This is a genomic window from Roseibaca calidilacus (assembly GCF_001517585.1).
GTDB classification, from domain to species: domain Bacteria; phylum Pseudomonadota; class Alphaproteobacteria; order Rhodobacterales; family Rhodobacteraceae; genus Roseinatronobacter; species Roseinatronobacter calidilacus.
The window spans coordinates 2,306,053-2,318,297 of record NZ_FBYC01000004.1 but is presented as its reverse complement, the minus strand read 5'-3'; the positions used below and the strand labels follow the sequence as shown (position 1 = coordinate 2,318,297).

9 protein-coding genes are annotated in these 12,245 nt (G+C 62.3%); 3 read left to right on the top strand and 6 right to left on the bottom strand.

The genetic code is table 11. The annotated features are described in order from the left end of the window. Positions 1-21: 21 nt before the first annotated feature. On the top strand, positions 22-1,170 hold the full coding sequence (gene chrA, locus AWT76_RS14970; protein ID WP_072247049.1) for a chromate efflux transporter: 1,149 nt from the start codon (positions 22-24) through the stop codon (positions 1,168-1,170). Between the two features lie 51 nt (positions 1,171-1,221). Here the strand turns inward: chrA and rpsD are convergent, their stop codons facing one another. Then, a complete protein-coding gene (gene rpsD, locus AWT76_RS14965) occupies positions 1,222-1,842 on the bottom strand; it encodes a 30S ribosomal protein S4 (protein ID WP_072247048.1) in 621 nt (206 codons plus the stop codon). Between the two features lie 177 nt (positions 1,843-2,019). Continuing rightward, positions 2,020-4,353 (bottom strand): calcium-binding protein, encoded by a 2,334-nt coding sequence (locus tag AWT76_RS14960; protein WP_072247047.1) that lies wholly within the window; start codon positions 4,351-4,353, stop codon positions 2,020-2,022. A gap of 202 nt (positions 4,354-4,555) precedes the next feature. Here AWT76_RS14960 and AWT76_RS14955 point away from each other — a divergent pair, with 202 nt between their 5' ends. Continuing rightward, positions 4,556-5,986, top strand: coding sequence for a glycosyltransferase (locus tag AWT76_RS14955; RefSeq protein WP_141655978.1), 1,431 nt, complete (start codon positions 4,556-4,558; stop codon positions 5,984-5,986). Further along, on the top strand, positions 5,983-6,906 hold the full coding sequence (locus AWT76_RS14950; RefSeq protein ID WP_072247045.1) for a hypothetical protein: 924 nt from the start codon (positions 5,983-5,985) through the stop codon (positions 6,904-6,906). The genes AWT76_RS14955 and AWT76_RS14950 overlap by 4 nt, the downstream gene beginning before the upstream one ends. A gap of 21 nt (positions 6,907-6,927) precedes the next feature. Here the strand turns inward: AWT76_RS14950 and AWT76_RS14945 are convergent, their stop codons facing one another. The 4 genes from AWT76_RS14945 to flgK form a co-directional block, all read right to left on the bottom strand. After that, positions 6,928-8,559: a glycosyltransferase family 2 protein gene (locus tag AWT76_RS14945; protein WP_072247044.1), complete on the bottom strand. Its 1,632-nt coding sequence runs from the start codon at positions 8,557-8,559 to the stop codon at positions 6,928-6,930. 128 nt (positions 8,560-8,687) lie between these two features. Next, entirely contained in the window at positions 8,688-9,794 is a 1,107-nt protein-coding gene (locus AWT76_RS14940; RefSeq protein WP_072247043.1) for a flagellar basal body P-ring protein FlgI, read from the bottom strand. Continuing rightward, positions 9,791-10,798 (bottom strand): hypothetical protein, encoded by a 1,008-nt coding sequence (locus AWT76_RS14935; RefSeq protein WP_072247042.1) that lies wholly within the window; start codon positions 10,796-10,798, stop codon positions 9,791-9,793. The genes AWT76_RS14940 and AWT76_RS14935 overlap by 4 nt, the downstream gene beginning before the upstream one ends. Position 10,799: 1 nt before the next feature. Beyond that, on the bottom strand, positions 10,800-12,227 hold the full coding sequence (flgK, locus tag AWT76_RS14930; RefSeq protein ID WP_072247041.1) for a flagellar hook-associated protein FlgK: 1,428 nt from the start codon (positions 12,225-12,227) through the stop codon (positions 10,800-10,802). Positions 12,228-12,245 lie beyond the last annotated feature (18 nt).

Sequence of the window (12,245 nt, the reverse complement as noted above, 5' to 3'; positions counted from 1 at the left end):
CACCGGACAAGGGGTAGGAATTTGTTACGATCGGCAGAGGTTTTCGGCGCGTTCCTGCGGCTTGGCCTGACCTCTTTTGGCGGTCCGGTCGCGCATATCGGCTATTTCCGCGCGGAATTCGTGACCCGCCGCGAATGGCTGACCGATGCGGATTATGCCGAACTGGTGGCGCTGTGCCAGTTTTTGCCCGGCCCGGCCTCTAGCCAGGTGGGTTTCGCGCTGGGGCTGATGCGCGCGGGCTGGCTGGGGGCGGTTGCGGCTTTCGTCGGCTTTACGCTACCCTCGGCGATTATCATGCTGGCCGTGGCACTGGGCGCGGGGCTGGCCGGGCTGACAGGCGTGATCGCGGCGCTGAAGCTGGTGGCGGTCGCGGTGGTGGCGCAAGCGGTGCTGGGCATGGCGCGCACGCTTTGCCCGGATGGGCCGCGCGCGACGATCGCCGTGGGCGCGGTGCTGGCCTTAGGCCTGCTGGCAGGGCCATGGGCGATGGTCGCGGTAATCGTGGCGGGAGCGCTGATCGGCGCGGTGCTTAGGCTGGATACGGGCACAGGGCAGGGCGGCCTGCATATTCCAGTCGCGCGCCCGGTTGCCTTTGCGGCTTTGGCGCTGTTCGCCTTGGGCCTTATCGGCCTGCCGCTTTTGGCAGATCACAACGCGGGTATTGCACTTGCCGATAGCATGTTTCGTGCGGGCGCGTTGGTCTTTGGCGGCGGGCATGTGGTGTTGCCATTGTTGCAGGCGGAACTGGTCGCGCCCGGTTTGGTCAGCGACGGCGATTTTCTGGCGGGCTATGCGGCGGCGCAGGCTATTCCTGGCCCGCTGTTTACCTTTGCAACCTATCTGGGGGGGCTGGGTGGTCTGACGGGCGCATGTATCGCCACTTTGGCGATTTTCGCGCCGGGCTTTCTGCTGCTGGTGGGTGTTCTGCCCTTCTGGCAAGCCCTGCGCGGCGTGCAGGCCGTGCGCGCGGGTATGGCAGGGGCGAATGCGGCGGTGGTCGGCATTTTGGGCGCGGCGCTGTATGACCCTGTGTTTACCAGTGCGGTGGGCAGCCTTTGGCAGTTCGGTTTCGCGCTGGCCTGTTTTGTCGCCTTGCAGGTCTGGCGACTGCCTGTTTGGGCCGTGGTGCTGGCCGCAGGGCTTGCAGGTGCTGCTGGGTTGGCCATGTAAAAAGCCCCGCCGCGAAGGGCAGGGCTTTCGGGAATTGCGGTGCGGCGAAGATCAGTTCTTCGCGTAGAATTCGACCACGAGGTTCGGTTCCATCTGCACTGCATAGGGCACATCGGCCAACGACGGGGTGCGGGTGAAGGTCGCGGTCATCTTGGAGTGATCGACCTCGACATAATCGGGCACGTCACGTTCAGCCAGTCCAACAGCTTCCAGCACGATGGCCAGTTGCTTCGACTTGTCACGAATCGCGATCACGTCGCCTTCTTTCACGCGGTAGCTGGGGATGTTCACGCGCTGGCCGTTCACGGTGATATGGCCGTGGTTCACGAACTGACGCGCAGCAAAGATGGTCGGCACGAATTTCGCGCGGTAGATCACGGCGTCCAGACGGCGTTCCAGCAGGCCGATCAGGTTTTCACCGGTGTCGCCCTTGATCCGCTCGGCTTCGGCATAGATGCGGCGGAACTGCTTTTCGGTCAGGTCGCCATAGTAGCCTTTGAGCTTCTGCTTGGCGCGCAGCTGAATGCCGAAATCGCTCAGCTTGGTCTTGCGGCGCTGGCCGTGCTGGCCGGGGCCGTAGTCGCGGCGATTGACGGGGCTTTTGGCGCGGCCCCAGATGTTTTCGCCCATGCGGCGGTCAATTTTATACTTGGCAGAGGTGCGTTTGGTCACCGTCTGATCTCCTTCTTTATGTGCCCAAGACAGGCTATGAAGGGCGTTGTCCTTCCCCGCGCAGCGGGTGACAGGCCTTCCCTTGCGGGAGCCACCAACACCAACGAATACGCAGTCCCGATGGCCTGCGCGTGGCGTGCATTAGGGGGAAGCGAGCAGGGTGTCAATGCGGTTGGGTCAAACAATCTGGATATAGTCGGCCAGCATGGGCAAATCCGACAAGCCTGCCAGCGTGACCACGTCGCCGGTGCCGAAATCCAGCACCAGCCCCGCTGGTGTGACCGCGCCATAGATCGAGACGACTTGCGATGCGGTCAGCCCGCCGCCCCAGAGCGCACTGTCCAGTTCCAGTATGTCCGCATCGGCATAGGCGAAATCCTCTACCAGCAAGGTTTCTTCGCCATCGAGGAAAACGAACGTATCCGCGCCGGGCCCGCCGCGCACCGTGTCGTCGCCCGGTCCGCCATGTATCCGGTCATCCCCGCGACCGCCGCCGATGAAATCATTTCCGGCCCCACCGATAAGCGTGTCGTTGCCGTCCATGCCCCAGATTTCGTCGTCGCCCGCCCCGCCATCGACATAGTCATTTCCCTCAATCGCACCACCATAGATCGTGTCATTGCCCGGTCCGCCATAAATTGTGTCATCACCGCCCCCGCCGCCAATACGCCCGCCAAGGGTGCTGCCATAGATCAGGTCATTGCCGCCCATGCCCCATAATCGGGTGTCGTCCCCTTCGCCATGAATGGTATCGTCGCCGCTGCCGCCATAGATGGTATCGTTTCCGTCACCCCCGAACAACAGGTCATTGCCCGGTCCGCCGCCGATCATGTCATTTCGCGGCCCGCCATGGATCGTGTCATTGCCATTGCCGCCCCACAGACGGTTGTGACCATTGTCGCCATAAATCAGGTCGTCGCCATCGCCGCCGCGTACGGTATCATTGCCGCGCCCAGCCCTGATCGTGTCGTTGCCTTCGCCGCCTAGAATGCTGTCATGGGTATTGGTGCCCAATAGGCTTAGCCCCGGCGGCAAAGGTGACGGAACCGGTTCCGTTTCGCCCGCGATAATCAAAATGCTGTCCGGCCCATACAGCCCGTTGGGGAAGATGTCTTGCAGGCTAAGTGGGGCGGTGTTGAACGCGGTCAGGATGATTTCTGTGTCGCGAAAGCTGATGGTTGCCCCGGTGGGCGTGCTGGTGATCGCGAGTTGGCCCAAATTGCGCAACATCGGCAGGTCGGACATGTCCAGTCGGTCCGATCCGGGCTGGAAATCGGTGATCGTGACCCGCGTGCTGTTGGCGCGGATCACGAACAGGTCATTGCCCATGCCGCCTGAAAGCGTGCTTTGCCCGGCACCGGAAGACAGTATGTCCTGTCCGGCCCCGCCGATCAGCGTGTCGCCATCAGAGCACGCCATCAGAATGTCGTCGCCACTGCCCCCGGTCAGAAGGTCTGCGCCATTGCTGGAACTGCTGGCGACCTGCCCAAGGTTGGCGTGCCCCGCTTGCAGGTGCACCATGGCGGATGTGTGCTGCGTGCCGATAAAGGCATGTAAAACGCCATTCTGGATCGAGGCGGTTATTGTAGAGGGCGTGTTCAGCGAACCGCCCATGTCATCGTTGAACGCTTCCGTGAACACCAGATGCCCATCGGGCATCATGCGAAACAGGCTGACCCCATGATCCGCACCGACGGCCAGAACGAAGACATGATCGCCCTCTTGCACCAATGCTAGGTCTTGCACATTGGCGAACCGCGTGCTGGCGGTGTCGACAAGCTGTTGCGTCGGGGTCAGGCTGCCATCCGGTCCAACCTTGATCACGCTCAGCGACGACCCGGTGGCAGAGGCAATGATCGCATAAGCCGCGCCGCCCAGATTGGCGATTTCCATGGCGGTTGGGTTGCTCAGGGCCAACCCATCGGCCGCACCAAGGCTGGCAACCTGCGTGTAGATCGTTCCCGACCAGACGCTGTGGCTGAACAGCTCGCCTGATGACCCGTCCAGCGAGAGTACATAGTCAACGCTTGGCATTGACAAGTTATGTGCCGCAATCAGGTTGTCGGTGGCGATGGGCGCGTGAAACCCCATCCCTGTCTGGGCTGAAATCTGCCCCCACGCCTGCAACGCACCGGGCGCGTTCGCGCCCGCCGCGTCCGCCATTGCGTGCCATTCGACCATCTGCAAAGCGCCGATCCCGCCATCGGGTTGCAGACTGTATCCAAAGGCATGATCTGCGGTGCCGCCGACGAACAGAACCGGCGCGCCGTCAATTTCGGCCATGGCTACGTTGGGCATCAAGCCCGCTTGCAAAGCGTCGGGAAAGACCTGCATGTCATGCAGGGCCAAGCCGCCATCGGGCAACAGCCGATACACGCTTAGCCCACCGGCCGCACCGCTGCTCAAGATTACGAACGTTCCGGCTTGATTGGTCACGATCTCGCTGTCGGACACGCCAATGTCCAACGCGTCGGCGCCTGTCTGATAGACGCCCCCAAGATGCAACGACATCCCACCACCCATGTATTCACCCAAGGGTTAGAATGGCGGCCGGGCAGCGCGGCCATGCGGTGCAATTCGGGCAACAGCATGGTCTTTGAAGACGATTTGATCCTTTGCCCGCCTCTGCCATTGGGACGGTCGGTCTTGCGCAGCCGGGCCGCGCTGGGCTAGGGAAACTTAGGGTATCGGGTATTCGCCCAAGGGCAGGCATGTGCGTATTCTGCATTACAACTGGGTAGATCCATGCGACCCCGCAGCGCGGGGGGGCGGTGTCAGGATCTATGCCAAGGCTCTGATGGACGAGCAGCGCAGATCGGGCGGACATGACTGTGCGGCGCTTAGTGCGGGAATGGTCTATGACCTTTCGTCCCGGGCTAAACCGCGCTGGCAGGCATGTGGGCCGGGACGGTTCGAATTCGTCAACACGCGGCCTGTTGCCCCGTCACATGCCGAATTCGCGGCGGCAGCGCAGATCGCGAACCCCGCGACAGAGGCATTGTTCCGCGATTTCCTGCTGCAAACTGGCCCCTATGATGTGATCCATTTCCACGGCCTTGAAGGGCTGCCAGCGCGGGTGCTGTCGTTGCGCCGCGATTTCCCGAATACTCGCTTCGTGCTGTCGCTGCATAATTACTACCCGTTCTGCCCGCAGGTGAACCTGTGGTGGCAAGAGCGCGCACATTGTTCTGACTACGACAATGGCGCGCGCTGCCGCACTTGCCTGCCGGTGGCGCCGAACCCGCTTGCGGTGCGGCGCGCCTATGCGGTGGAAACGGCTTTCGCGCGGATTGGCGCACCGGCGGGAAGCTGGCCTTATGACCGTGTGCTGCGACCGGCCCTATCTGCCGGATGGCAAGCGCTGAAAGCCGTGCGGGGGCGCAAACCGGCCCTGCCTGCACCTGACCGGCCCGACACCGCGGCACCGGACTACGCAAAGCGCCGCGCAGAAATGGTCAACCTTCTGGAGCAATATTGCGACGAGGTTCTGGCGGTGTCCGATCGTGTCCGCGACATTGCGCAGGGTTTTGGCGTGACGAAGGCGCGCACCTGTTACATCGGCACGCGCCATGCGGAAGCATGGGGCCGCACGCGCCCGCGCCCGCTTGGGGCCGATCCGCTTCGGCTGATCTACCTTGGCTATATGCGTGCGGATAAAGGGTTCTTCTTCCTGCTCAGCGCGCTGGAAGCCCTGCCGGACCAGACCCTTGCCCGCCTGCATCTGACCGTAGCCGCCCGCAAAGGGCCGGCACAGGTCATGGCGCGCCTGCGCGGGCTTCGGCCAAGGCTGGCCGGGCTGACCTTGCATGACGGCTATGCCGCAGCCGATCTGGACAGGATCGTGGCGCAGGCCGATATCGGCATCGTGCCGCCCTTATGGGAAGACAATCTGCCGCAAGTTGCGCTGGAACTTCATGCACGGCATATCCCGCTGATGACCTCTGACAGGGGCGGGGCACAGGAACTGCCCGGCACGCGCGATCTGGTGTTTCGCGCGGGCGACACTGCCGATTTCGCGTGTGTGCTGGCGCGGGTCATGGCGGGGCAGGTTGATCTGTCTGGCTATTGGGAACACGCGCGCATTCCGACCGGGATCGCGGCACATGCCCAAGAGCTGGAAAAATTATACAAGGGCGCGCAATGAAAGCCGTCATTCATATCGGGATGCCCAAATCGGGCACATCCACCATACAGGCATTCTTGGGCATGAACGCGGCGGCACTGTCGCGGCAGGGCGTGCTTTATGACAGGTTCGATCCTAGATTTGGCAGCCAGTTCGAATTGCCGATCATCGGGCTAAGCGCGGTGGGGCACGCCATCCAACCGGAATTTGAGCGCAATCTTCTGGGGTTGCATACCGTGCAGGATCTGCGGGATTACGCAAAGCGCTATGCCACGCATCTGTCACAAACGCTCGCGGCGCGACAGGGGCATGAGGTTTTCGTGGGGTCCAGCGAACATCTTTTCGCATGGCTGGACAGTGTCGATCAAATTCGGGCACTTGACAGGTTTCTGAGCGAAAGGTTCGTGCAGGTGCAATATGTGCTCTATCTGCGCGCTCAAGACGAACTGGTTCTCAGCGGCTATTCCGAAGCGATCCGCCGCGTGCATTCGCATAGTCTTGCACAGCATGTTGCGACCGGCGGAAAGATCAACTTGCATGTGCCGGTGGATCGCTGGGTGCAGGCCGTTGGGAAGGATCGGCTTGTCGTGCGTATTCTGTCGCGGGACGTTTTGCAAAATGAAGATCTGCTGGCGGATTTCTGCCATCACACCGGGATTGACGCCGATGGCCTGCAACGCCCGGGGCGGGTGAATACAGCCCTGTCGGCAGAGGAGGTCGCCATTCGCAGAGCCTTGAACCGCATCCTGCCACGCCAAGCGCGCGGCGGCGACATGCATCCGGTGTATCGTGTGGCCTTGCAGACCTTGCTCAAGTTTCGGCGCAAACGCACACCCCTGACCCTGACAGACGCCCAGCGCGCAGAGATTCTCAAAAAGAACGCGGCCCAGAACGAATTGCTGCGGCAAGAGTTCTTTCCCGGGCGTCCAAGCTTGTTCTAAGCCCCCTGCACTGGCCGCAAGTTATAACAAGCGGTGCAGGCGTTTTCCGATATGCGCAGCTTGGGGTGGCTTGGGTAAACGGCCCGCGCGCCTTGCAACCCCCCAGATCAGGGCATGTGCGACCCGCCTTGCGCGCCCGGCTTGCGCAGACACGGCCAGCTGTGCCAGATGCGCGAAGAGCGCCGCCGCCTGACGGGGCGACACCAATCCGCTTGACACCATCTGCCGAAGCGTTCGCACTGTCGCGCGCGGGCTGTCCGTTGGGCGCGGTGCCAGCACCATCATCGCGTCCTCGACCCGCGCGGTTTTCGTCGGTCCATGCGCGACCGCGAAGCGCAGGCCGGTGGCCCAATCCGGGCCATCCGGGCTGGCGCTTGGGGGCAGCGCGGTGGCGAATATCAGCGCGGCCGGGTCCGGGCAGGGCAGGTCCGGCAGGGCAAAACCGGGGTCCCAACCTTGCGCGCCGCGTGTGACCGCGCAGACTGCCAAGGTTGCATCAGCTGGCTCTTGCAATGCACCCAGCATCTTGGCCGACCAGTCCGGCAAAGGCGTGTCGCCCGCTTTCAGAATGGCGCACCACGGCGTTTGGATGCTGGGTCGGGCTTGGGCAAAGAGTTTTGCCACAGGTCCGTCCGCCAATTCCAGAACACCTGTCGGGGGCAACCTTTGTGCTGCAAGTGCGCGCCGTGTTTGGTCTGCGCCGTCGCCTGCCTGCACAAGCACCGTATAGCGCAGCGATGGCGATATCTCGGGGCCGGGGCGCAGGTCTATGTCAGATGCACCGTCCCAATCCCAAGTCAGATCATGCGCCGCGAAATACGCACCCGCCCGGTCAATAAAAGCGCGCCGCAGGGCCGGATCGGTGACAGGTTGCAACCGTTCATGAACCAGCCGCGTGGCCAAACGAGACAAGGCGCAGCGACGATGCGGCATGCCGGCGCTATCCATCAATGCGCGCACTTCGTCCAAACGGTCGAATTGCTCGAAAATCTGCCGGTCGCCCTGCGCGGTGATCTGCCCGTGCCGGCCGCGCCGATGATGATATAACGGCTCTGGCACATACCACATCTGATCTGACCGGCAGGCCAAGGCCCAGTAGAACGGGTGGTCCTCATAGACTGCACCGGGTACGAACCTGAGGTCGCCTATGAAATCCCGACGGTATAGCTTGTTCCAAGCCGACGGAAAATGTCGCGCGACCATGCGGGCATCGTCAAGGTGACAAGCGCGCGCCGCTCCGGTGATGTCAGGAGCGCCATGGATCGCGGAATGCGCAAATCTTGATCCTGTGTCAAACTCCAGCCAAAGCGCCGAGGCCGCCCAATCCGCGCCCGTTTCTTCAAGCGTCCTGACCATGTGCGACAGAAATTCTGGTGCGAACCAGTCATCGCCATCCAAAAATGCGACATAGGTGCCGGATGCTTGGTTCAGACCGGTGTTGCGCGCGCCTGACAGCCCTTGCCGGCGTTGGGACAGCAGTCGGAACCGGGCATCGCCCGCGATCGCGGCGCGCACGATATCGGCAGAGGCGTCGGTCGATCCGTCATTGACCACAAGCGCTTCAAAATTCTCGAAGGTCTGGGCCTTCAGGCTGTCGATGGCCGTGCCGATATATTCCGCCACATTGTAGCAGGGCAAAATAACGCTCACCATGGGGGGCGCTGCGGTCGGGCGCTTGCCAGTCATATCCAAGGGCTTCCCAGATTTCGCGGCGCAGGCCAATGCATATTTTCAACCCGCATCTGTTTCTTTGACTGGGTGCTTTTGGGGCAATGCCCCGGCTATCTGACCACCAATTCTGCATGCAGCGCGCCTGCCGCGCTGATGCTGCTTAGAATGTCAATCATGTCCCGAGGTGCGACCCCAAGCGCGTTCAACCCTGCAACGATCTCGGAAAGCGATGTCCCGCCTTCGACTTCGGCCAAAGCCACTGGTGGCGCGTCCTCCAGTTCAGCGGCGGTCCGCGGCACGACGACGGTTTCGCCATCCGAAAAGGGGTTCGGCTGCACAACAAGAGGACGTTCTTCCACGCGCAGGGTCAGCCCACCCTGTGCAACGGCAACCCGGCTGATTCGCACGTCAGCGCCCATGACGATCGTTCCCGAACGCTGATCGACAACAACGCGTGCTTTGCTGGCAGGGGCGATGCGCAGGTTTTCGATCCGCGCAAGCGCGTGCGCGGTAGAGCGTGCGCCAGTCTTGGGCACCTGTAGAATCACCGTCCCCGAGTCGGTCATCCGCGCGGCGTGAACGGCGAATTCACGGTTGATCGCCTGCTCTATCTGAAGCGCTGTCGAGAAATCAGGCACGTTCAATGCCAGCCTGACCTCGCTCAGGCTGTCGAGCGCGAAATCGACCTCGCGTTCAACCCGCGCGCCGCCGGGAATGATGCCAGCCGTTGGCACGCCACGGGTTTCGCGTGCGGCGGCGCCTTCGGCAACGGCCCCCCCGGCCAGTATGCTGCCCTGAGCGACGGCATAGATCGTGCCATCTGCACCGTTCAGCGGCGTCATGACCAGCGTGCCGCCCAACAGGCTGGTCGCGTCGCCCACGGCCGAGACAGTTACATCCAGTGTCGCGCCGGCGCGTGCGAAGGGAGGCAGGCTTGCGGTGACAATTACGGCGGCAACATTCTTGGGGCGAAACTGCTCACCCGTGACATTCACGCCAAGGCGTTCAAGGATATTCGTCATCATGTCTTCGGTGAACGGGGCATTGCGCAGCCCGTCGCCGGTGCCATTCAACCCGACGACCAGCCCGTATCCCAGCAAATCGTTCCCACGCACGCCGTCGAATTCGACCATGTCCTTCAACCGCACGGTCGCGTGCGCGACATGGGCGGTCAGTGCAAGCACGCACACCAGTAGTCCGAGAATGCCGCATCTCATCGCAGATACTCTGTCAAGGATAGGCGCGACAAACGCGCTGTGACAAGGTAAAGCGCGTCCAGCTTCTGGGCTGCCGATTCGAGGGCCATAGCGTTTTCATAGGGGTCTGCTGCGCGCAATTCGGTGCGCAGAATCTTGTAGGAGGCTGATTTTGCTTCAGCTTGCGCAAGGGCTTTCGCTGCGCGGGCTTCTTGCGCGCCGATATTCGCTTGCGCTGCGATCCGTCCGTCGGTTGACGCGGTCATTGCCTCTGACCCGGCCGCCAGAAGCGCGCGCCTATCGGCAAGCGGCATCTGCGCAGACAGCGTTTCGGCCATGGCGCCCAAGGCCATGGCGGCGAGCGTATCGCGAATCCCCGGACTGGCGCCGGTCGTGTCTAGCCGGAAGCTGTTGCCATCACCCAGATCTATCGAATTGCTTGGGGCAGGCCCCCCCTGATAGGCGAGCGCTTCGAATGGACCACCATCGGCAAACCATGCCGTGACATGGGCCGTGACATCGGCAGGTGTCGCGTTGGCCGGCAAGCCCGCTGTGATAGAGTCGAGCATGTCTTGTGCCCCGGCAAATGGGCGCTGATCCCCGTCGATTCCGGCGAAAATGTAGCGCCCCGCGACCTTTGTGTTCAGAAGGCCGATCGCATCTTCGAACCCGGCCCGCGCTCTGGCCGCTGCTGCGCCAAGCGCATCGGGGCTGGTCGGCTGCGCTGACATGCGCAGGTCGGGCGCAAGCCGTTCGGTGATAATGCCGATCTGCTCTACTGAATTTTGCTGGCTTGCCAACAGGGTTGCCCCGAATTTGGCAGAGCTTGCATAGCGGTCCGCTTGCACCAGCCCGTGCTCTATTGTTGCAAGCTGCATCAGGTTTCCACCCAAGGCGCGCGCGGGATCTGACCTTTGGCCACTTGCGATTTCGGCGCTCACGCGTGCGATTTCTTGCCGCAATCCGCCGCCAATTCGTCGCAGCATCAAGGTCTGGCTCAAGTCGCCGGTTCCATAAGGGATCATGTCAAATCTCCAGCAAGTTGCGCATCATTTCGTCGATTGCCGACAAGACGCGCGCATTGGCTGAATAGGCGCGTTCCAGCGTGAGCAGGTTTTGCATCTCGCGATCAGTGTCTACACCTTGCGCGGCAAGATCTTCGTGCAAGGTCGCGTGCTTGGCGTTCGCGAAGGTAAGGGTGCTGTCCGCGTCGAGCCGCGCTGTCGCAAGGGCGGATACCTGTGTTGCGATATGCTCGGTAAAGCTGCGCGATGGTGTGCCGGGCTGAAGGGTGGTTGCGCCCGACAGCGCGGCTGACAGTCTGGCCAGACCGGTAGCGTCCAGAATCGGCCCGGGGGACGGGGCATTCAGGCCAGCCCGCAACCGCCAAAGCCCTGTGCCGGCCTGCGGATCAATCTGCGCGTTTAGCCGCAGTTGTCCGGCCAACCCGTCTGGCATGCTGGGCAATGTGGTTGTTCCATCAAGTGCGAACAATCCGAATTCGCCCGGTGCAAGGCTTTGGTCTGCGCTCGGGCCGGAGAAGCGGTTCAGAAGGTCCCGGGCGAGTGTGTCGAGCTGCGCTTGCGCACGCGGCGCGATCTCATCTCGGACGGCCAGATGGCCCCCGAGCCCTCCGCTGGCCAAGACCGGGCTGGCCGGGGCCAAGGCACGTCCGTTGAGCGATACCGGCGACAGTGCGCCATTCGCTACCGAGTCGCCCGCGGTGATGCCAATTGTGGGCGTGAAGCCGAATTCTGCGCGGGTCTGGTCGGCCAGAACCTGCCCGTCGGCAGACAGAAGCATGATGCGCCCATTGTCACGCGGGATTTCGGTAATTGGTATGATCGCGGAGATGTCGGAGGTAACGCGCTGCCGCTCGTCCATCAGGCCATGTGGGTTGCCCCCCAGAAGGGACTGCCGCTGGATTTCGATATTCAGCGCCACAACCTGGTCAAGAGCCGTGTTCAATTTTGCAACATCGGCGGCGACCGCATCATCCGCGTTCTGGCGGATGGATTGGGCGGTCTTTTCGAGGGTATTGAACCTTGTGACAAGGTGGCTTGCGTTCTGTGCGACCGCTTGAAGTGCTGCGTCCGAATCCGGCGTGGACACTGCTTGATGCAGGCTGGAATCCAGCGCCGCGACGAGTGAATTCAAAGAACCGGGATCGCCTGGCACGCCATAGGCACGTTCGAGTTCGGCGATGGCGGTTTGCCGGATTTCGGCATGCAGACGCATGGAATCTGCTGACCGCGCCGCACCTAGAAGCACCGGGTTCACGGCACGTTGCACCGGCAGGTCGCGCCCATTCACCAACAGGCTTGTCGGCACAAGATTGCGCACCCCATAGCCTTCGACATCGGCATTTGCGAGGTTTTCGGCAACAAGGCGGGTGCCGAGGGTCGTGATGCGCAGACCGCCCATCGCGGCATTTGTTGCTAGTCCAAGGCTCATCGCATCCTCATGTCATGT

Bases quoted from the DNA above. Each gene is read 5' to 3' on its own strand.
- AWT76_RS14960 (WP_072247047.1), bottom strand. From the start codon at position 4,353: ATGTCGTTGCATCTTGGGGGCGTCTATCAGACAGGCGCCGACGCGTTG.
- AWT76_RS14950 (WP_072247045.1), top strand. From the start codon at position 5,983: ATGAAAGCCGTCATTCATATCGGGATGCCCAAATCGGGCACATCCACC.
- AWT76_RS14945 (WP_072247044.1), bottom strand. From the start codon at position 8,559: ATGGTGAGCGTTATTTTGCCCTGCTACAATGTGGCGGAATATATCGGC.
- AWT76_RS14940 (WP_072247043.1), bottom strand. From the start codon at position 9,794: ATGAGATGCGGCATTCTCGGACTACTGGTGTGCGTGCTTGCACTGACC.
- AWT76_RS14935 (WP_072247042.1), bottom strand. From the start codon at position 10,798: ATGATCCCTTATGGAACCGGCGACTTGAGCCAGACCTTGATGCTGCGA.
- flgK (WP_072247041.1), bottom strand. From the start codon at position 12,227: ATGAGCCTTGGACTAGCAACAAATGCCGCGATGGGCGGTCTGCGCATC.